We start from the raw sequence: 19,750 nt of genomic DNA on the forward strand, positions 1-19,750 counted from the left end.
CCGTGAGCCGGGCGGATACTGGTGCGGGGTACCGTCTTCGGACGGCTCTCGATCGTGGGCGGCCGGATCGAGGACGGACCCGACGAGAGAGGCGGTACGCAGGTGGCCCTGCCCGTACAGCAGGAGCACCCGGCGGCGGACGCCGGGGCGGCAGGCGACGCCGGGCAGCCCCGGCAGCGGCCCGGGCGGCTCGCCCGGATCCGGGCGGGCCTGCCCCGGACCGGTCTCGCCGTGCTCGCCGGCCTGCTGCTGGCGGCCTCCTTCCCGCCGTACGACCTGTGGCCGCTGTCCTTCCTGGCGGTGGCCGGCTTCTCGCTGCTGACCCGGGGGCGCACGGTCCGGCAGGGCGCCTGGACCGGCTTCGCGTTCGGGCTGCCGTTCTTCCTGGCGCTGCTGTCCTGGCTGCGGGTGATCGGCTGGGACGCCACCATCGGCCTGTCGGTGGTGGAGGCGCTGTTCCTGGCGCTGCTCGGCGGCGCGCTCGCGCTCACCTCCCGGCTGCCCGGCTGGCCGCTGTGGACCGCCTGCCTGTGGGTCACCCAGGAGTGGGCCAGGGACCGGCTGCCGCTCGGCGGCTTCCCGTGGGGCCGGCTGGCCTTCGCCAACACGGCGAGCCCGTTCACCCCGCTGGCCGCGCTGGGCGGCGCCCCGCTGGTGACCTTCGCGGTGGCGCTGTCCGGCGCCCTGCTGGCCTGGGCCGCGCTGCGGCTGCGCCACGGCCCCCGGCGCTCCTTCCCGCTGGCCGCCACGGGCGCCGTGGGCGCGCTGGCGGCGCTGCTGGCGGGCTACCTGGTGCCGGTGCCCACCGGCGCCGACGACACCGTCAAGGTCGCGCTGGTGCAGGGCAACGTGGCCAAGCCCGGGATGGACTTCCTCGGCCGCCCGATGATGGTGCTCAACAACCACGCCGCCGAGACCGAGCGGCTGGCCGCGGACGTCGCGGCGGGCCGCGCCCCGCGCCCCGACATCGTGATCTGGCCGGAGAACTCCTCCGACCTCGACCCCTACTCCGACCCCGCGGCGTACGCCCGGATCGACGAGGCGGTCCGCAGCATCGGCGTGCCGACCCTGGTCGGCGCCCTGGTGGACGGCCCGGACGCCCAGCACGTGCAGAACAACGGCATCGTCTGGGACCCGGTGAGCGGCCCCGGCGCCTCCTACACCAAGCAGCACCCGGTGCCGTTCGGCGAGTACGTGCCGTTCCGCGCCGAGCTGTCCCAGGTGATCGAGCGCCTCCAGCGGGTCGCCCGCGACTTCTACCCGGGCACCCACAACGGCGTGATGCAGCTCGGCCCGGCCCGGATCGGCGACGTGATCTGCTTCGAGGTCGCCTACGACGAGATCGTCCGCGACACCGTCAACGACGGCGGCCGGGTGCTGGTCGTCCAGACCAACAACGCCACCTACGCCGAGAGCGGCCAGCCCGAGCAGCAGCTCGCGATGTCCCGGCTGCGCGCGGTCGAGCACGGCCGCGCGGTGCTGATCGCCGCCACCAGCGGGATCAGCGCGGTGATCGCCCCGGACGGCTCGGTGGTCTCCCGGACCGAGGAGCTGACCCCGGCCGTGCTGAACGCCGTGGTGCCGCTGCGCGACGGCACCACCGTGGCCGACCGGGTGGGCGCCGCGCCCGAGTGGGCGCTCGCCGTGGCGGGCCTGCTGGCCTGCGGCTTCGCGGCGGCCACCGGTCTGCGCCGGCGCCGCCGGGGTGGAACATCGGCCGGCTCCGAGCCGTTGACCCCACAGGTGCCGTAGCCACGGCCGGAGTCCGCCGGCGGTGCGAGGAGCACCGCGATGGAGTGGATTCGTACCGTGGCCCAGACAACTGACCAGGTCCGCCCGGCCCCGCGGGGCCGAGTGCGGCGTTTCCTGCCGCTCGCCGTCGCCGCCTGGCTGGTGCTGGAGATCTGGCTGCTGACCGTGGTGGCCGGGGTGCTGAGCTGGCCCGCGGTCCTGCTGCTGCTGATCGCCGGGATGTTCGCGGGCGGCTCGCTGATCAAGCGGGCCGGCCGCCGGGCGTTCGCGGCCGCCGTCGAGCAGACCAAGAACCCCCGCTCGGAGCAGCCGCAGACCGGCACCAGCATGACCGTGCTGGCGGGCGTCCTGCTGATGCTGCCCGGCTTCCTGTCCGACCTGCTCGGCCTGAGCCTGCTGTTCCCGCCGACCCGCGCGCTGTGGCGGGCGCTGGGCCGCCGGCTGGCCGGCCGGGCGCTGCACTCCACCGCTCCGGTGGGGGCGGACCGCTTCGCGGACGCGTTGCGGCTGCAGGAGCAGCTGCGGATCCACCGGCCCGACGGCAAGGTGATCCAGGGCGAGGTGGTCGACCCGCCCGCCCCGGGCAGCGGTGGCCCCGACACCGCGTACCGCCCGCCGCTCACCCACTGAGTCCCTCCGGCACCGAGCCCGTCCGGGCACGATCACCGAGCGCACGAGGAGCATGAGGACACGAGGAGCATGAGGAGCATGAGGAAGGGCCCCGGGCAGATCGCCCGGGGCCCTTCCTGGTGTGCGGTACCGCTATGCGCTCTTGCGGGTGTCACGCGGGTGGATCGCGAGATTCATCCCGCCGGACCTGAGGACCGCCAGCCGTTCGGCCAGCACCTCCTCCAGCTCCTCCCTGGTCCGACGCTCCATCAGCATGTCCCAATGGGTACGCGTCGGCTTGACCTTCTTCTCCTCCGGCTCATCGCCGTCCAGCAGCATGGCCTCCTGGCCGCAGAACCGGCACTCCCACACCGAGGGGATCTCCGCCTCGACGGAGAAGGGAACCTCGAACCGGTGTCCGTTCTGACATGCATACTCGACGGTCTGGCGGGGAGCCAGGTCGATGCCGCGGTCGGTCTCGTAGCTGGTCGCCCCGAGTCGCGTGCCGCGGAGAGCTCGCTCGCTCATGAATCGTGCCTCCCGGGCTTCTGGCCCACAGGACTAGTGGTCGCTGTCTTCGTCGTTCGGTCCAACGCTCGGCCGCCGACGAAGATTCCCGTCCCGGGACGGGCGTCGCCTGTCGTGCCGCCCCTGTTTGTACCCATCGCCGCCCGATTTGTCACATCTCAGCGGTGATATCACCCTGTGTGTCAGATCTTGTGCACATTGCGACCGTCGAATCGGCGTCGGGACACCCTATCGTCATGTCCTTGATGCTCGCTTGGTCATGACGTCCGGAGCGGGTCGAGCCGCGCCGGCCGGCCCCGCCCGCCGGCCCCGTCCGCCGGCCCCGTCCGCCGCCTCGGCGGTCACTCACCACACCGGGTCCGGCCGGACCGCCTGCGGCTCCTTGGCCAGCTCGACCACGGCCGGCGCCGGCGGGGCCGCCGCGGGGTCGGCCGGCTGCCCGTCCGCCGCCACGGCGGGCGCGTGGCCGGGCACCGGGGGAGCGGCCGGGGCGGCGGACGGCGCGGGCGCCTCGATCCGGGTGTCCCGGTGCGGGAGCAGCGCGATCACCGCGTCCCGCAGCTGCGGCGAGACCTCCTCGTCCAGCGGGTCCACGGTGGCGGGCACCTGGAGGCGCACCGGCGCGGCCGCACCCACCCGGGCGTAGCCGCGGCCGACCGGGGTCCGGGCGGCGGGCGCGATGTCCAGCGGCGCGCCGAGCGCGGCGGCGGCCGCCTCCGGGGTGGTCGGGCCGAGCACCACCCGGGCCCGGCAGGTCGAGCGCACGGTGGCGGAGACCCGGTCCCTGGCCTCGACGTCGTCCGCGAACACCACCGTCACCCGCGCCGCCCGGCCGTGCCGCAGCGGCGTCTCCAGCAGGTCCTGCGGGTCGGTCCGGCCCTCGGCCTGGGCCAGCTCGGACAGCTCGGTCGGGTGGTCGAGCATCAGCCACAGCGGCCGGGTGGCGTCCTCGGGCGCCGCGATGCCGTGGTGCCGGGCGGCGTTCAGCACGGTCAGCCGGCGCTCGGTCTCCTTGGCCACCCACTCCAGCGCCGCCAGCGCACCGTGCAGGCTGGTCTCCACGGTGTGCACGCCGGGCCGGTTGACCAGGCAGGCGTGTTCGCCGGTGCCGGCCCCGTCGATCACCACCAGGTCGCCGTACGGCAGGGCCTGCAGGGCGACCGAGCGCAGCAGCGAGGAGGTGCCGGTGCCGGCCCCGCCGAGGATCAGCAGGTGCGGTTCGGCCGAGCGCGGGCCGGTCCGCCAGACCACCGGCGGCTGCTGGGCGGTCACGCCGTCCTGGACCACCGGGATGGTGCGGTGGCTGCCGTCGCTGTCGGTGAACCCGAGCACGATCTCGCCCGGGGAGGTGACGAAGGGCTGCGCCGTGATCCCGGTGGACAGCGGCGCGAGCGCGGTGAGCCGCAGCCGGTTGGACTCCTCGTCCCAGTCGAAGCGGTACTCCCGGCCCCGTCCGGCCTTGCCCTGCAGCACCTGCTCGATCCGGGCCCGGGCGGCCGGCTCGGTGTCGGTGAACCAGACCGGGTAGGACAGCTCCAGCGAGGTCAGCCGGCCCAGCGGGTCGAACTCCCAGCCGTGGAAGACGTCCTTGAGTTCGCCGTCGGGGCGGTAGGGCGACCCCAGCTCCTCCGGTCCGGCCAGGTACGGGGTCAGCGCGGCGTAGAGCGCGGCGAGCTTGACGGCGGCGACGTCCGGGGCCGGCTCGGCGGCGGCCTTCGGCTGCCGGCCGACCCAGGCGGCGCTGGCCATCAGCGCCACCACGGCGAACAGCGGCCCGTGCGGCAGCAGCGCGGTGCCGATCAGCGCCGCCAGGGTGAGGAACAGCGTCGGCCCCCGGCGCTCCTTGGGCGTGGCCGCCCAGCGGCCCTTGGCCCAGTCGGCGTGGCGGCGCAGCCCGCGCCCGATCAGGGCGAGCGGGGCGAACATGTCGGCGGCGTGGTCGCCGGCCGTGCGGGCGAAGTCGCGACCCCGGCTGAGGTGGCGGGTGAGGGACATGGCGGGACTCCCCGGGCGGGTGGGACGGCTGGTGGCGGGACGGCGGCCGGTGCGGGCGGCGGTCGGGGGACGGCCCGGGGCGGTGGGATCCGCGCCGGGCCGTCGGGTCGAGCGGGGGCTCAGAACTTCAGGCCGCCGATGAGGCTGGCCAGGCTGGCGCCGCCGGCCTGGATGCTCGGGGCGATCGAGGAGCCGGCGATGTAGAAGCCGAGGAGCGCGCACACCAGCGCATGGGAGATCTTCAGCCCGTCCCGGCGGAAGAAGAGGAAGGCGATGGTGCCGAACAGGACGATGCCGGAGATGGAGAGGATCACGGGTCTGCTCCTCGGAGAGGTGGCGGGGGACAGGTGTTACAGAAAGTGCCCTAATCGTGACAAAAAGTAATAGATGATGGAACGTGGCAAATGGGTGGATCTTGCCGGTCCGGGCCGGTCGGCTGTGTACGTCCTGCACCGCCCGGCCGCGCAACAGGCGTCCCCGCCCTGCCGCGCGGCGCTCCCCGCCCTGTCGAAATTCGCCCGAACGGACGCGTTGACATCCACCCCGATGCCGTCCGCTACGGTGCCTGTGCAGCCCCACGCGCACCGTCCGCCGGTCTCCACGAAAGGTCCGCCATGACCGACTCCGCACCGCAGCAGCCCGACGCCGACGTCATCGCGCTGGCGGGCAGGCTGTTCGACGCCGCCCGCGCCGGCGACCACGCCCTGCTGGCCGCCTACCTCGACGCCGGCGCCCCCGCCGACCTCGCCAACGACCGCGGCGACACCCTGGTCATGCTGGCCGCGTACCACGGCCACGCCGAGAGCGTTCGGACGCTGATCGCGCACGGCGCCGACCCCGACCGGGTCAACGACCGCGGCCAGACCCCGCTGGCCGGCGCCGTCTTCAAGGGGGAGCCCGCCGTCATCGACGCCCTGCTGGCCGGCGGCGCCGACCCGAAGGCGGGCACCCCCTCCGCCCTGGACACCGCCCGGATGTTCGGCAAGGAGGACCTGGCGGCCCGCTTCGAGAACCGCTGACCCGCGCCCGTAGGCTGGCTGCCATGGAGATTCGCACCACCGGCTTCGGCCACCCGGACGCCGCGAAGCTGTCGGCCGAGGTCCAGCAGGAGTACGTCCGCCGCTACGGCGACATGGACCAGACCTCGATCCACCCCGACCACTTCGACCCGCCGTACGGCCTGTTCGTGGTCGTCTACCTCGACGACGAGCCGGTCGCCTGCGGCGGCTGGCGGGTCAACGAGAACGACGAGGAGGGCCTGGCCGCCGGCGACGCCGAGCTCAAGCGGATGTACGTGGTGCCCACCGCCCGCGGCCGCGGACTCGCCCGCGGGGTGCTGCGCCACCTGGAGCTGGCCGCCGTCGCGGCGGGCCGCACCAGGCTGGTGCTGGAGACCGGGAACAGGCAGCCCGAGGCGGTCGCCCTGTACGCCTCCGAGGGCTACCGGACGATCGACAAGTTCGGCTACTACAAGGACCACCCGGACAGCATCTGCATGGGCAAGTCCCTGGTGGACGCCGCCTCCTGACGCTCCGTCGGCGGCCCGCGCGGCTCCCGGGCCGGGACCGGCGCGGGCCGTCGGTCAGGTCGGGTCCAGGCCCGGCCGCGGGGCCGGGGCCGGCGGCCGCCCGGCCCGGGAGAGCGCACTCGGCCACCACATGTGCCGGTCCAGGTCGATGGTGAGCGCGGTGACCAGGACCGACCGCACCACCAGGGTGTCCAGCAGGACGCCCAGCGCCACCGCGAAGCCGATCTCCGCGAAGCCCACCACCGGCAGGGTGCCGAGCACCGCGAAGGTGCTGGCCAGGATCAGACCGGCCGAGGTGATCACCCCGCCGGTCGCGGCGAGTCCCGCCACCGCCCCCGCCCGGGTGCCGCGGTGGGTGGCCTCCTCGCGGACCCGGGTCATCAGGAAGATGTTGTAGTCGATCCCCAGCGCGACCAGGAACACGAACACGAACAGCGGGAACGCGTTGTCCTGCCCGTCGAAGTGGAAGACGTGCGCGAAGACGAACGCGCTGATGCCCATCGTCGCCGCGTACGAGAGCACCACCGTCGCCACCAGCACCAGCGGCCCCACCACCGCCCGCAGCAGCAGCGCCAGGATCACCAGCACCACCCCCAGCACCAGCGGGATGATCGCCCGGTTGTCGGCGGACGCGGCCCGTCCGGCGTCCAGCACGATCGCGGTGCTCCCGCCGACCTTCGCATCGGCGCCCGGCACCGCGTGGACCGAGGTGCGGACCCGGTCGACGGTGTCCTTCGCCGCCTGGCTGTCCGGCGGGTCGGCCAGCACCGCCTGGAAGGTCGCCAGATCGCCGTGGACGACCACCGGGGTGGTCGCCGAGATCCCCGGGGTGGTGGCGGCGGCCACCCGCACGGCCTCGGCCGGGACGGTGTTGCTGATCACCGTCAGCGGTGCGCCGGTCCCGCCGGGGAAGTGCGCGACCAGCACCTCCTGGCCCGCCACCGAGTCCGGCTTGTCGGTGAAGGTGCCCGCGGTGGACAGCCCGGAGGCGTTCAGCGACACCAGGCCGATGCAGCACACCCCCAGCGCCAGCGAGGTGACGATCCAGACCTTGCGCGGCCGGCGCCCGATCCAGCCGCCGACGTGCGCCCACCGCCCGGTGCTGGTCGGCTCCGCGGTCCCGTACGCGGGCTTGACCGGCCAGAACACCCAGCGGCCGCAGATCACCAGCAGCGCCGGCAGCAGGGTGAGCATGGCGGCCAGCGCCACCAGTACGCCGATCGCGCAGACCGGGCCGAGGCCGCGGGTCGAGTTCATCTCGGCGATCAGCAGGCAGAGCATCGACGCCACCACCGTCGCCGAGCTGGCCAGGATGGCCGGGCCGGCGCGGTGCAGGGCGAAGGCCATCGCCTCGTGCCGGTCCTGGTGGCGGCGCAGCTCCTCGCGGTACCTGGCGGTGATCAGCAGGGCGTAGTCGGTGCCCGCGCCGAGCACCAGCACGATCAGGATGCCGGCGCTCTGCGCGTTGACGGTCAGTCCGGCGTGCTCCGCCAGCAGGTAGATGACCGCCTGGGCGACGAACAGCGCGACGCCCGCCGACAGCAGCGGAAGCAGCCACAGCGTCGGACTGCGGTAGGTCAGCAGCAGCAGGATCACCACCACCGCGACGGTGGCGAACAGCAGGGTGCCGTCGATGCCGGCGAACGCCGCCGCCTGGTCCGCCCCGATCCCGGCCGGGCCGGTGACATGGGTGACCATCCCGTCGGCGCCGTCGGCGGCGATGGCCCGCATGTCGTCCACGGCCGAGCGCAGGTCGTTCCACCCGGTGCTGCCGACGGCGACCGGCACCACGGTCTGCATCGCCTGGCCGTCGGCCGACAGCTGGGGCCCGACCGGCTTGCCGACCACGTGCGGCACGGTGGCGAACTGCACGGCGTCCCGCTCGGCCGCGGCCCGGTCGGCGGGGGTGATGCCGCCGGTGCGCTGGTAGACGACGACGGCCTGCGCGGTGTCGACCGGCTGGAAGGTCCGCTGCTCGTCCAGCACCTGGGTGGACTCGGCGCTGCCCGGCAGCCAGCTGGAGGCCTCGTTGTCCTCGGCGTCCATCAGCTTGCCGGCCAGCGGCCCGGCCACCACCACCAGGATCAGCCACAGGGCCAGCACGACCCACTTGCTGCGGCGCCCGCAGGGGAGCGAGGCCAGCTTTCCGGACGGAGTCATCTGCTGTCCCCACGAGGGTCGGGCGGCACGGACGAACGGCTCGTCCAGCCTGCCACCGGCCCGGGGACCCGGCAGCCCGGCCCGCCCGGCACTGCGCCGGGCGGGCACGAATGACCCCGTCCGGGCGCGGGCTCATGGCCGGCGGGTGATCTGCCGAGAACTCAGGAGAAGGAGGATCATGCTCTGGTTGCTGATCGGTCTCGGCGGCTCCGCCGCCGCCCTCGTCCTGTTCCTCGCCGCCGCCCGGGCGGGCAGCCGCAGCGAGGAGGACGACGGCGGCTGACGACACGCCGGCGGGGCGGCGCCGGCCGCGAGGATCACGGCACGCAGCGGCCGTAGCCGCCCCGCAGGAAGACCAGCGGCGGCCCGGTCCGCTGCACCGCCAGGTCCCGCACGGTGGCCGTGACGAACCAGTGGTCGCCCGCGTCCGTCTCGCCCGCCGGCTCGCACTCCAGCCAGGCGAGCGCGTCGGTCAGGGCGGGGCAGCCCGCCGGGGTCAGCCGGTACGGCACCTCCCAGCGGGCCGGGTCGCGGGCCGCGAAGCCGCGGCACACCTGCTGCTGGTCGGCGGCCAGCACATTGACGCAGAACCGGCCGGCCGCGCGGATCCGCGGCCAGCTGGTCGAGGACTTGGCGGGCAGGAAGCCCACCAGGCGCGGGTCGAGCGAGACCGAGGTGAAGGTTCCGACGATCATCGCGGGCGGGGGCTGCGCCGGGTCCCGCGCCGGTGCGGTGACCAGCACCACCCCGGTCGGGTAGTGGCTCAGCACCGAGCGGAAGCGGTCGGCGCGGACCGGCGCTCCGCGCAGGGTCGGGTCGGGCATGGCTGCGCTCCTTCGGTCCCGCGCCGCCGCGGGGACGGGCCGTACGGCCGTGGCACCTGCGGTGCGTCCCCGCGGCGGGTGCGCGCGAGGGGTCAGGCCACGGCCAGCGGCACGGGCCGGCCGGCGAACGCCACCCCGGGGAAGGACCGGGCGAGGTCCTGGACGTCCGCGGCCACCGACGCGGACTTCTCGCCGCGCAGCAGCAGCCGCTCCAGCAGCTCGGCCACCGTGGCCATGTCGTGCTCCTTCATCCCCCAGCGGGTCAACTCCTGGGTGCCGAGCCGCAGTCCGGAGCGGGCGCTGCTGGGCAGCACCACCGTGGTGGTGCGGATGTCGGTCGCCGTGAGCAGCCGCCCCCACTCGTGCGGGGTGTTGCCCTCGGGGTGGTGGACCCAGACCTGGTGGGTGTCGGTGAAGCCGAACCTCCCGCCCGCCACGTCGAAGCCGCGCGCCGCCAGCTGCCGGCCCAGCTCACGCGCGTTGGCGATCACCTGGCGCGGGTACTCCTCCCGGTACGGCAGCAGCTCCTCCAAGGTGATCGCCAGGCTGCCGACGCTCGCCGAGTGGGAACTGGACGCGGTGAACGGGATCCGGGCGCCGACCTGCTCGGCGATGGCGTCGCTGTTGGTGACCAGCAGTCCCTTCTGCGGGCCGGGCAGCGTCTTGTGGGTGCTGCCGGAGATGCTGTCGAAGCCGCCGTCGAGCACCAGGGTGTCGGGCGCGGCGGGCAGCAGGCCGAGCAGGTGCGAGGCGTCCAGGCAGAGCACCGCGTCCGGGGCGGCCGCCCGCAGCGCCCGGGCGTCGGGCATCCGCAGCACCGTGGAGGCGTCCAGGTAGATGACGTCGACGCGCTGCTCGGCCGTCCGCTCGGCCAGCGCGGCGTAGTCGATCTCCAGCGCCTGCCGGTCGAACGGCACGAACCCGACCTGGTAGCCGAAGCCGCGGAGGATCGTCACGGTGGCGTAGTGGCCGCCGTCGTCGGGGGCCAGCACCATCACCCGCCCGCCGGGCGGCGTCACCGCGGTGAGCACGGTGTGCATGGTGTGCAGGCCGGACAGGAACTGCACGTAGGCGTGCCGGGCGCCGTAGAACTCCTTGGTGAGGGAGACGCAGTAGTCGTACACGTCGTTCAGGCCGCTGACGTCGCCGTAGACCGCGACATCGGTCTCGGAGTACGGGTAGCGGTTGACCGCGTCGCTGGCGAGCGCCGCGGCCGCTCTCGGCGAGAGCCGGTTCTCGATCGGAAACAGGTTCAGGCTGTGCTTGCGTTCCAGGGCGGCCAGGACGTCCATGATGCTCCTCGGGCGGGGTACGGGCGGGGTGGCGGTGCGGGGTACGGGGTGAGGGGTGAGGGGTGCGGATACCGGGTACGGGGGTGCTGGTCCGGGCTCAGAGCCAGGGGTAGCGGGCGGTGTCCCGGCCCGCGTAGTCGGGGTCCAGGTAGATGAAGGCGCGGTGGATCCGGAAGTCGCGGACCTCGAAGACGCCGCACCACCGGCCGGCGCCCCACTCGGGCTGGCCGGCCCGCCACGGGCCGTCCCGGTGCTCGCCGTGGGTGGTGCCCTCCACCGCGAGGAGGTCCGTCCCGGAGAGGATCCAGTTGAAGGTCCAGAAGTGGTGCTGGACCGACCTGATGGCACCGCCGAGGTCGCCGAACATCTTCTCGATCGCCGGTTTGCCGTGCGCCAGGCCCCACTTGGGGAAGAAGAAGTCGGCGTCCTCGGCGAAGTAGTCGAGCACCTGGGTGCCGTCGTGGCCGGTGCCGCCGTTGTCGAAGGCCTTGAGATAGGCGGTGACGAGCGCCTTGCGCTGTTCGTCCGTCATGTCCGCCGCTGCCGAGGGCATGGTGGGTCCTCCGAGAGTCTCTGCCCGCGGGCCTGGGCCCGCCGAGGGGATGGCGCCCGCCGGGAGGACGGGCCCGGCCGCGGCGGCGGTCGATCGGGCCGCCGTGGGCCGCGTCCCACCGTGGCAGCGCGGGCTTGGACCATCCTTGGCGCCCGGCCGTCCAGCGCTTCTCAAGCGCCGCTCCACCCCCCCCGGCCGGGCCCGCGGCTCAGGTCCCGGTCATGGCCAGCAGGTTCGGCGCGTACCGCTCGCCGTGCACCGGCACGGCCGCGGCCTCGGCCACCTCCGCCAGGTCCTGCTCGGTGAGCTCCACCGCGGCCGCCGCCAGGTTCTCGGCCAGGTGCGCCCGGCGGCCGGTGCCCGGGATGGCGACCACGTCATCGCCCCGGTGGTGCACCCACGCCAGCGCCAACTGGCCGAGCGTCAGGCCGAGCCGCTCGGCGACCGGCCGCAGCCGGCGCAGCAGCAGCTGGTTCCCGGCCAGACCGGCCGGGCTGAACCGCGGCTGGGAACGCCGGAAGTCGTCGGCGGCCAGGTCCGCGGTGCTGCGGATCGCACCGGTCAGGAAGCCGCGGCCGAGCGGCGCGTACGCCACCAGGCCGATCCCCAGCTCCCGGCAGGCCGGCACCACCTCGGCCTCCACATCACGGGACCACAGGCTCCACTCGCTCTGCACCGCCGCCACCGGGTGCACCGCGTCGGCCCGCCGCAGGCTCGCGGCCGACGGCTCGGACAGGCCGAAATGGCGGACCTTCCCCTCCGCGACCAGTTCGGCGACGGCGGCCGCGGTCTCCTCCACCGGGACGGCCGGGTCGATCCAGTGCTGGTAGTAGAGGTCGATGTGGTCGACCCCGAGCCGCCGCAGCGAGCGCTCACAGGCGGCGCGGACGTACGCCCGGTCGCCCCGCAGCCCGAGGAACGCGCCGTCCGGCGAACGGACCATCCCGAACTTGGTCGCCAGCACCACCTCGTCACGGCGGCCCGCGACCGCCCGGCCCAGCAACTCCTCACCGGCGCCCAGCCCCTGGACGTCGGCGGTGTCCAGCAGGGTGACGCCGGCCGCGACGGCCGCCCGGATGGTGGCGATCGCCTCGGTCTCGTCCGGCCGGCCGTAGAACACGGTCGTCGGCAGGCAGCCCAGGCCCTGCGCCGGGACGCGCAGACCGCGCAGCTCACGCACCGGAAGGCCGGCGGACGGGGGGACGGCGGGGGGAACGGCTGACGGCATGGCTGACCTCCGTGGAAGGGATGAGAAGGGGACCCGGGCCCCGGACCCGGCGGGCCGTGGGCCGGCGGCGGGCGCCGGGTGGGCCGACCCGGTACCGGGCGCGGGCCGGGCACCGACGGCCGCACGGGCCGGGACCCGGCCGGTGGGTCACCGTCGGACCGGCGCACGGCTCCACCCGCCTGCGGCCCGGTGTCCGCAGTCCGAGCCCGGCTCGCCGTGCCTCGCGCGCGGCCGGGAAGCCTCCGGCCGCAGGCGGGTGGAGCCGCGCACCGGGCAGGACCCGTCTGTCGGGCCGCGCCCGGTCGGCAGACCGGCCCCAGCACCGTAGCCGCCACCGCCGGACCCCCACAACGGCCGCCCTGCCGGGCGCTTGACGATTCGCTGACCACCCGTCGGCCGGCGCCGACGGCGGCCCGCACCGGAGCTTCAAGGCGATCGTCCATGTGCCTGCAAGGCCCGGGCCGCAGAGTCGAAGGCGCAGCGTGCCGGCCGGCCGAGTCCCGGCGGCGCGCCGCGTTCCGGCGCCGGGTCTTCGGCGCCGTACCGAGATCCCGTTGCCGAGGAGCTGCCATGTCCCGCGTGTCCACCAGCCCGAGCACCAACCCGACGACCGCCCACGCGCTGCTGCAGCGGCTGCGCGACCACGGGGTGCAGACCGTGTTCGGCGTGGTCGGCCGGGAGGCCGCCTCGATCCTGTTCGACGAGGTCGACGGTGTCGACTTCGTGCTGACCCGGCACGAGTTCACCGCCGGGGTGGCGGCCGACGTGCTGGCCCGGATCACCGGCCGCCCGCAGGCATGCTGGGCCACGCTGGGCCCCGGCATGACCAACCTGTCGACCGGCGTCGCCACCTCGGTCCTCGACCGCTCCCCGGTGATCGCGCTGGCCGCCCAGTCCGAGTCGCACGACATCTTCCCCAACGACACCCACCAGTGCCTCGACTCGGTCGCGGTGATGCGCCCGATGAGCAAGTACGCGGTCGAGCTCCAGCGCCCCGACGACATCACCGACCTGGTGGACTCCGCGGTCGCCGCCGCGATGACCGAGCCGGTCGGCCCGAGCTTCATCTCGCTCCCCGTCGACCTGCTCGGCAGCGACATCGACACCACCCTGGTCCACCCCGCCGCCCGGACCCCCGCCAAGCCGGTCGGCGCGGTGCAGGACGGCTGGCAGGCCGCCGCCCGGCAGGCCGCGGAGCTGGTCGCGTCGGCGCAGCACCCCGTCCTGGTGGTCGGCGCCGCCGCGATCCGCTCCGGCGCCGTCCCGGCGGTCCGCGCCCTCGCCGAGCGGCTGAACATCCCCGTCATCACCACCTACATCGCCAAGGGCGTCCTGCCGCACGGCCACGAGCTGAACTACGGCGCCGTCACCGGCTACATGGACGGCATCCTGTCCTTCCCGGCGCTGGAGACCCTGTTCGGCCCGGCCGACGTCGTCCTCACCGTCGGCTACGACTACGCGGAGGACCTGCGCCCGTCGATGTGGGCGCGCGGCGGGGCCAAGACCACCGTCCGGGTGTCGCCCACCGTCAACCCGATCCCGCGGGTCTACCGGCCGGACGTCGACGTCGTCACCGACGTGCTCGCCTTCGTGGAGTACCTGGACGAGCAGACCGCCGACGTCCCGGCGAAGACCCCGCACGACATCACGCCGCTGCGCGAGCGGATCGCCGAGTTCCTCGCCGACACCGAGCACTACCAGGACGGCATGCGGGTCCACCAGGTCATCGACTCGATGAACACCGTGATGGCGGAGACCGCCGAACCGGGCGAGGGCACCATCGTCTCCGACATCGGCTTCTTCCGGCACTACGGCGTGCTGTTCGCCCGCGCCGACCAGCCGTTCGGCTTCCTCACCTCGGCCGGCTGCTCCAGCTTCGGCTACGGCATCCCGGCGGCGATGGGCGCCCAGCTCGCCCGCCCCGGCCAGCCGACCTTCCTGATCGCCGGCGACGGCGGCTTCCACTCCAACAGCGCCGACCTGGAGACCATCGCCCGGCTCAACCTGCCGATCGTCACCGTCGTCGTCAACAACGACACCAACGGCCTGATCGAGCTGTACCAGAACCTCGGCCACCACCGCTCGCACGACCCGGCGGTGAAGTTCACCGGCGTCGACTTCACCGAACTCGCCCGCGCCAACGGCGTGGAGGCCGTCAAGGCGGCCACCCGGGAGGAACTGCTCGCCGCGCTGCGCAAGGGTGCCGGACTCGGCCGGCCGTTCCTGATCGAGGTACCGGTCAACTACGACTTCCAGGCCGGCGGCTTCGGCGCGCTGAGCATCTGACGATGGCGCGGACACTGCCCGCCGCCACCGGCTTCCTGGCCGCCGTCCGCCACGGCGGCGGCCGGGCCCCCGAGGCGGACTTCGCCGCCGCCGGATCCCGCGCCGCCCTGCGGGCGCGGCCCGGCGCCCTGACCCTGGACGCCGTCCTGCTGCACTCCGGCGCACCCGACGCCGCCCACGCCCACGCGCGGGGCCGCACGGCGGTGCTCGCCGGGGAGCTGTACAACCAGGACGAGCTGCTCACCCTGCTCCCGGGGCGCTCCCGGCCGGTCACCGACGCGGACCTGCTGCTCGCCCTCTTCGACACCTACGACGTGCACGCCTTCCGGCTGCTCAACGGGCGCTTCGCGGCCCTGGTCGCCGGGGAGGGCCGGGCGGTCCTCGCCACCGACCACGCCGGCTCCGTCCCGCTGTACGTCAGCGCCGTGCCCGGCACGGTCCTCGCCGCCACCGAGGCGAAGGCGCTGCGCACCGCCCCCGTCGGACGGCGGATCGCGGCCGCCCGCCGGGTCCGCCGGCTGCCCGGCACCCACCAGGTGCCGGCCGGCACCGTCCTGGACCTCGAGGTGGCCACCGCGGGCTGCACCGACCACCGCACCTGGGCGCCCTCGCCGGCCCGCCGGATCATGCCGGAGCAGGACGCGGCCGAGGCGGTCCGGCGCGCGCTGGACCGGGCGGTCCGCGCCCGGACCGGGCCGGACACCCCGCTGGTGGTGCTCTCCGGCGGCATCGACTCCTCCAGCGTCGCGGCGCTGGCCACCGGCCACCGGTCCGGGCCGATCGACACCGTGTCGATGGGCACCGACCTGGCCGACGAGTTCCCGCAGGCCAGGGTGGTCGCCGAACACCTCGGCTCGGCCCACCGGGAGATCACCGTCCACACCGACGACCTGCTGCGCCGCCTCCCGCACGCGGTCTGGGCCGCCGAGTCGCTGGACCCGGACATCATCGAGTACCTGCTGCCGCTGACCGCCCTCTACCTGGGCCTGGAGGGACCGGGCCGGCGCATCCTCACCGGCTACGGCGCGGACATCCCGCTCGGCGGCATGCACCGCGAGGACCGGCTCCCGGCCCTGGACACCGCGCTCGCCCACGACATGGGCACCTTCGACGGCCTGAACGAGATGACGCCGGTGCTGTCCGGGATCGCCGGCCACTGGTCCACCCACCCGTTCTGGGACCGCGAGGTGCTCGACCTGCTGGTCTCGCTGGAGTCCGGGCTCAAACGGCGGCACGGCCAGGACAAGTGGGTGCTGCGCGCGGCCATGGCGGACCTGCTCCCGCACGAGACGGTCACCCGGCCCAAGCTCGGCGTGCACGAGGGGTCCGGCACCACCAGCTCCTTCAGCCGCCTGCTCGCGGACGCCGGGGTGCCCGCGGACCGCGTCCACCACGCCAAGGAGCTGGTCGTCCAGCAGCTGTTCGACCGGGTCGTGGTCGACGGCCGGCACCCGGACGAGGTGGCGGCCGCCGAGGTCGTCCAGCTGGTCGCCGACGGGCTGGGACGCGACGCACCGCTGGCGCGCCGGTGACGCCCGGCGGCCGGGGGCGTCGACCACCGAACCGACACCGAAAGGAGCGCTGAAGGCTTGGAGCGCATCGACATCAAGGTCTCACCCCGCTACGCGCAGATCCCCACGTTCATGCGCCTGCCGCACGACCCCGACCCGCACGGCCGGGACGTCGTGGTCATCGGCGCACCGTACGACGGCGGCACCAGCTACCGTCCGGGCGCCCGCTTCGGGCCCCGCGCGATCCGGGGCGAGTCCGGGCTCATCCACGGCGTCGGCATCGACCGCGGGCCGGGCACCTTCGACCTGATCAGCTGCGTGGACGCGGGCGACATCGACCTCACCCCGTTCAACATGCACATCGCGATGGAGACCGCCCAGCAGCGGCTGACCGCACTGCTGGACGACAACGCCGCCTTCCTGATGCTCGGCGGCGACCACTCGCTGACGCTGGCCGCGCTGCGCGCCGTCGCCGCCAAGCACGGACCGGTCGCGGTGCTGCACCTGGACGCCCACTCCGACACCAACCCGGCGTTCTACGGCGGCGAGTTCCACCACGGCACGCCGTTCCGGCACGCCATCGAGGAGAAGCTGGTCGACCCGCAGCGCATGGTCCAGATCGGGATCAGGGGGCACAACCCGCAGCCCGACTCACTGGACTACGCCCGCGGCCACGGCGTGCGGATCGTCACCACCGACGAGTTCTGCGACCTCGGGCCCGCCGGGACCGCGCGCCTGGTGCGCGAACGCGTCGGGGACGCACCCGTGTACGTCTCGGTCGACATCGACGTCGTCGACCCGGCGTTCGCCCCCGGCACCGGCACCCCCGCCCCCGGCGGGCCCAGCTCCCGCGAGGTGCTGGCGCTGCTGCGCGGGGTCGGGGACCTGTCGCCCGTCGGCTTCGACGTCATGGAGGTCTCGCCGCTGTACGACCACGGCGGCATCACCTCCGTCCTGGCCACCGAGATCGGCGCCGAACTCCTGTACCAGTACGCCCGTGCCCACACCCGAGAGAGGACCACCCCGTGACCGTCCTGGACTGCTCCGAGCACTCGGCCGAACTGCGCGCCCTCGCCGCCCGGCTGCCCCGGGTCCTGCGCGCGGACCTGCCCGGCTTCCTCGAAGCCGCGCACGCGGCCGCCACCGACCTGCCCGCCGCCCTGGCGGCGGCCCTGGACGACTTCAACTCCCATGGCAGCAACGACGGGTACCTGCTGCTGCGCGGCCTGCCGGTGGAGCCGGACGACACCCTGCCGCCCACCCCCACCAGCACCCCGGCGCCGGCCGAGCGCCCCCTGCTGGTGATGGAGGCGATGCTCGGCATCGTCGGCCGCCGGCTCGGCCTGCACACCGGCTACCAGGAGCTGCGCTCCGCCACCGTGTACCACGACGTGTACCCCTCGCCCGGCGCCCACCACCTGTCCTCGGAGACCTCCGAGACGCTGCTGGAGTTCCACACCGAGATGGCGTACCACGTGCTGCAGCCCAACTACGTGATGCTGGCCTGCTCCCGGGCCGACCACGAGCGCAAGGCCGCCACCCTGGTCGGCTCGGTCCGCAAGGCCCTGCCGCTGGTGCCCGCCGAGTACCGGGCCCACCTGTACGACCGGCCCGTGCCCTGCTGCGTGGACGTGGCCTTCCGCGGCGGCGAGGAGGACCCCGGGGCGATCGCCAACGTGCGTCCGCTCTACGGCGACCCGGCCGACCCCTACCTCGGCTACGACCGCGAGCTGCTCGCGCCCGAGGACCCCCGGGACGTCGAGGCGGTCGGCGCGCTCTCCAAGGCGCTGGACGAGGTCACCGAAGCGGTGCACCTGGTCCCCGGGGACGTCCTGATCATCGACAACTTCCGCACCACCCACGCCCGTACGCCGTTCACCCCGCGCTGGGACGGCAAGGACCGGTGGCTGCACCGGGTGTACATCCGCACCGACCGCGGCGGCCAGCTGTCCGGCGGCGAGCGGGCCGGCGACGTGGTCGCCTTCACCCCGCGCCCCTGACCGCGGCGGCACCGGGCCGGGCCCGCAGGAGTGACCGCTCGCCGGCCTCCTGCGGGCCCTTCGGCCGTAAGGCCCTGCCGCACACGGGAATTGACGGTCGCACGGGCTCCGGGCCGGTGCGGACTCGACCCGGCAGGCGGCACATGATGGGATCGACCGGACACCGCCCCGGCGTGTCGGCACGCCGGGGCACTCGGCCTTTCGGGAGACGATGGACCATGACCGAAATCGCAGCAGATGAGCCACGGGGGTTCGCGGTGCACACCGCGCCGGTCGGACTGGGCGACGACGGGCGGGACGACTTCACCGTCCTGCTCTCCACCGGACCCGCGGTGGTGAGCGCGGTCTTCACCCGCTCCCGGTTCGCCGGGCCCAGCGTGACCCTGAGCCGGGCCGCCGCCGCGGACCGCAGCGCCCGGGGCGTCGTCGTGCTGGCCCGCAACGCCAACGTCGCCACCGGCGCCCAGGGCGAGGCCAACGCCCGCGAGGTGCGCGCCGCCACCGCACGGGCGCTCGGCCTCGCCGAGGACGAGCTGCTGATCGCCTCCACCGGGGTGATCGGCCGCCAGTACCCGATGGCCGGGATCCTCGACCACATCGGGACGGTCACCGGCCCGCTCCCCGAGGGCGGCTTCGACCGGGCCGCCCGGGCCATCATGACCACCGACACCCGGCCCAAGACCGCCCGCGCCCGGGTCGGCGACGCCGTGGTGATCGGCATCGCCAAGGGCGTCGGCATGATCGAGCCCGACATGGCCACCCTGCTGACCTTCTTCGCCACCGACGCCCTGCTCGACCCCGAGGAGCAGGACCGGATCTTCCGCCGGGTGATGGACCGGACCTTCAACGCCGTCAGCATCGACACCGACACCTCCACCAGCGACACCGCGGCCCTGTTCGCCAACGGGCTGGCCGGCGCCGTCGACCCGGCCGCCTTCGAACAGGCGCTGCACGAGGTGGCCCTCGCCCTGGTCAAGGACATCGCGAGCGACGGCGAGGGCGCCGGCAAACTGATCGAGGTCCAGGTCTCGGGCGCCCGCGACACCGCCCAGGCCAAGCGGATCGGCAAGTCCGTGGTCAACTCCCCGCTGGTCAAGACCGCCGTGCACGGCGGCGACCCGAACTGGGGCCGGGTCGCGATGGCGATCGGCAAGTGCGCCGACGACACCGACATCGACCAGGAGAAGGTCACCATCCGCTTCGGCGACGTCGAGGTCTACCCGCCCGGCGGCCGCGGCGCCGAGGGCGAGGGCGAACTGCGGGCCGCCGTCGCCAAGCAGATGCAGGGCAGCGAGGTGGTCATCGGCATCGACCTCGGCATCGCCGACGGCTCCTTCACCGTCTACGGCTGCGATCTCACCGAGGGCTACGTCCGGCTCAACGCCGACTACTCCACCTGACGTCGCTGCCTGCCGAACCGGTGGTTGGCACGGCTGCGCCCCCGGGAAGCCTCCCGGGGGCGCAGCCGTACGAGCGCGCAGCCG

17 protein-coding genes are annotated in these 19,750 nt (G+C 74.4%); 9 read left to right on the forward strand and 8 right to left on the reverse strand.

The features are described 5' to 3' along the window. Positions 1–102: 102 nt before the first annotated feature. Together lnt and fxsA are read left to right on the forward strand one after the other, a co-directional pair. Positions 103–1,752, forward strand: a complete 1,650-nt coding sequence (gene lnt, locus AC2TEW_RS31370) for an apolipoprotein N-acyltransferase (protein ID WP_484626773.1) — start codon at positions 103–105, stop codon at positions 1,750–1,752. 39 nt (positions 1,753–1,791) lie between these two features. Continuing rightward, positions 1,792–2,382: an FxsA family membrane protein gene (fxsA, locus tag AC2TEW_RS31375; protein WP_484626721.1), complete on the forward strand. Its 591-nt coding sequence runs from the start codon at positions 1,792–1,794 to the stop codon at positions 2,380–2,382. 132 nt (positions 2,383–2,514) lie between these two features. On the opposite strand, the gene AC2TEW_RS31380 is transcribed toward fxsA, so the two are convergent. From AC2TEW_RS31380 to AC2TEW_RS31390, 3 genes are all read right to left on the reverse strand, one after another. Then, a complete protein-coding gene (locus tag AC2TEW_RS31380) occupies positions 2,515–2,889 on the reverse strand; it encodes an RNA polymerase-binding protein RbpA (RefSeq protein ID WP_033821386.1) in 375 nt (124 codons plus the stop codon). 345 nt (positions 2,890–3,234) lie between these two features. Further along, a complete protein-coding gene (locus AC2TEW_RS31385) occupies positions 3,235–4,884 on the reverse strand; it encodes an FtsK/SpoIIIE domain-containing protein (protein WP_484626722.1) in 1,650 nt (549 codons plus the stop codon). 119 nt (positions 4,885–5,003) lie between these two features. Then, complete coding sequence (locus tag AC2TEW_RS31390) at positions 5,004–5,198, reverse strand: hypothetical protein (protein ID WP_033817540.1); 195 nt, start codon at positions 5,196–5,198, stop codon at positions 5,004–5,006. 300 nt (positions 5,199–5,498) lie between these two features. Here AC2TEW_RS31390 and AC2TEW_RS31395 point away from each other — a divergent pair, with 300 nt between their 5' ends. Next, complete coding sequence (locus tag AC2TEW_RS31395; RefSeq protein ID WP_484626723.1) at positions 5,499–5,903, forward strand: ankyrin repeat domain-containing protein; 405 nt, start codon at positions 5,499–5,501, stop codon at positions 5,901–5,903. A gap of 23 nt (positions 5,904–5,926) precedes the next feature. Continuing rightward, positions 5,927–6,412 (forward strand): GNAT family N-acetyltransferase, encoded by a 486-nt coding sequence (locus AC2TEW_RS31400; protein ID WP_484626724.1) that lies wholly within the window; start codon positions 5,927–5,929, stop codon positions 6,410–6,412. Between the two features lie 54 nt (positions 6,413–6,466). On the opposite strand, the gene AC2TEW_RS31405 is transcribed toward AC2TEW_RS31400, so the two are convergent. The 5 genes from AC2TEW_RS31405 to AC2TEW_RS31425 form a co-directional block, all read right to left on the reverse strand. Next, positions 6,467–8,572, reverse strand: coding sequence for an MMPL family transporter (locus AC2TEW_RS31405; protein WP_484626725.1), 2,106 nt, complete (start codon positions 8,570–8,572; stop codon positions 6,467–6,469). 317 nt (positions 8,573–8,889) lie between these two features. Then, on the reverse strand, positions 8,890–9,396 hold the full coding sequence (locus AC2TEW_RS31410; RefSeq protein ID WP_484626726.1) for a flavin reductase family protein: 507 nt from the start codon (positions 9,394–9,396) through the stop codon (positions 8,890–8,892). A gap of 92 nt (positions 9,397–9,488) precedes the next feature. Beyond that, the gene (locus AC2TEW_RS31415; RefSeq protein WP_484626727.1) at positions 9,489–10,688 is read right to left on the reverse strand and encodes a PLP-dependent aminotransferase family protein; all 1,200 of its coding nucleotides are present in this window, start codon (positions 10,686–10,688) and stop codon (positions 9,489–9,491) included. A gap of 97 nt (positions 10,689–10,785) precedes the next feature. Continuing rightward, a complete protein-coding gene (locus AC2TEW_RS31420; RefSeq protein ID WP_484626728.1) occupies positions 10,786–11,241 on the reverse strand; it encodes a nuclear transport factor 2 family protein in 456 nt (151 codons plus the stop codon). 208 nt (positions 11,242–11,449) lie between these two features. Further along, the gene (locus tag AC2TEW_RS31425) at positions 11,450–12,469 is read right to left on the reverse strand and encodes an aldo/keto reductase (protein WP_484626729.1); all 1,020 of its coding nucleotides are present in this window, start codon (positions 12,467–12,469) and stop codon (positions 11,450–11,452) included. Positions 12,470–13,039: 570 nt separating this feature from the next. Between AC2TEW_RS31425 and AC2TEW_RS31430 the strand changes: the two genes are divergently transcribed. The 5 genes from AC2TEW_RS31430 (at position 13,040) to argJ (ending at position 19,666) form a co-directional block, all read left to right on the forward strand. Next, on the forward strand, positions 13,040–14,755 hold the full coding sequence (locus AC2TEW_RS31430; RefSeq protein WP_484626730.1) for a thiamine pyrophosphate-binding protein: 1,716 nt from the start codon (positions 13,040–13,042) through the stop codon (positions 14,753–14,755). Positions 14,756–14,757: 2 nt separating this feature from the next. Next, entirely contained in the window at positions 14,758–16,287 is a 1,530-nt protein-coding gene (locus AC2TEW_RS31435) for an asparagine synthase-related protein (RefSeq protein ID WP_484626731.1), read from the forward strand. A 57-nt stretch (positions 16,288–16,344) separates the two neighbouring features. After that, positions 16,345–17,295, forward strand: coding sequence for an agmatinase (speB, locus tag AC2TEW_RS31440; protein WP_484626732.1), 951 nt, complete (start codon positions 16,345–16,347; stop codon positions 17,293–17,295). Beyond that, positions 17,292–18,266: a clavaminate synthase Cs1 gene (gene cs1 / locus AC2TEW_RS31445; RefSeq protein ID WP_484626733.1), complete on the forward strand. Its 975-nt coding sequence runs from the start codon at positions 17,292–17,294 to the stop codon at positions 18,264–18,266. The genes speB and cs1 overlap by 4 nt, the downstream gene beginning before the upstream one ends. 218 nt (positions 18,267–18,484) lie before the next feature. Then, positions 18,485–19,666: a bifunctional glutamate N-acetyltransferase/amino-acid acetyltransferase ArgJ gene (gene argJ / locus AC2TEW_RS31450; RefSeq protein ID WP_484626734.1), complete on the forward strand. Its 1,182-nt coding sequence runs from the start codon at positions 18,485–18,487 to the stop codon at positions 19,664–19,666. Positions 19,667–19,750 lie beyond the last annotated feature (84 nt).

The sequence above is a fragment of the Kitasatospora sp. NEAU-CNBT7 genome (genome assembly GCF_057220535.1).

Coding starts and splice junctions, on each gene's coding strand:
- AC2TEW_RS31380 (WP_033821386.1), bottom strand. CDS start 2,889: ATGAGCGAGCGAGCTCTCCGCGGCACGCGACTCGGGGCGACCAGCTAC.
- argJ (WP_484626734.1), top strand. CDS start 18,485: ATGACCGAAATCGCAGCAGATGAGCCACGGGGGTTCGCGGTGCACACC.
- AC2TEW_RS31415 (WP_484626727.1), bottom strand. CDS start 10,688: ATGGACGTCCTGGCCGCCCTGGAACGCAAGCACAGCCTGAACCTGTTT.
- AC2TEW_RS31385 (WP_484626722.1), bottom strand. CDS start 4,884: ATGTCCCTCACCCGCCACCTCAGCCGGGGTCGCGACTTCGCCCGCACG.
- AC2TEW_RS31395 (WP_484626723.1), top strand. CDS start 5,499: ATGACCGACTCCGCACCGCAGCAGCCCGACGCCGACGTCATCGCGCTG.
- AC2TEW_RS31420 (WP_484626728.1), bottom strand. CDS start 11,241: ATGCCCTCGGCAGCGGCGGACATGACGGACGAACAGCGCAAGGCGCTC.
- AC2TEW_RS31400 (WP_484626724.1), top strand. CDS start 5,927: ATGGAGATTCGCACCACCGGCTTCGGCCACCCGGACGCCGCGAAGCTG.
- AC2TEW_RS31410 (WP_484626726.1), bottom strand. CDS start 9,396: ATGCCCGACCCGACCCTGCGCGGAGCGCCGGTCCGCGCCGACCGCTTC.
- AC2TEW_RS31405 (WP_484626725.1), bottom strand. CDS start 8,572: ATGACTCCGTCCGGAAAGCTGGCCTCGCTCCCCTGCGGGCGCCGCAGC.
- fxsA (WP_484626721.1), top strand. CDS start 1,792: ATGGAGTGGATTCGTACCGTGGCCCAGACAACTGACCAGGTCCGCCCG.
- AC2TEW_RS31435 (WP_484626731.1), top strand. CDS start 14,758: ATGGCGCGGACACTGCCCGCCGCCACCGGCTTCCTGGCCGCCGTCCGC.
- AC2TEW_RS31425 (WP_484626729.1), bottom strand. CDS start 12,469: ATGCCGTCAGCCGTTCCCCCCGCCGTCCCCCCGTCCGCCGGCCTTCCG.
- AC2TEW_RS31430 (WP_484626730.1), top strand. CDS start 13,040: ATGTCCCGCGTGTCCACCAGCCCGAGCACCAACCCGACGACCGCCCAC.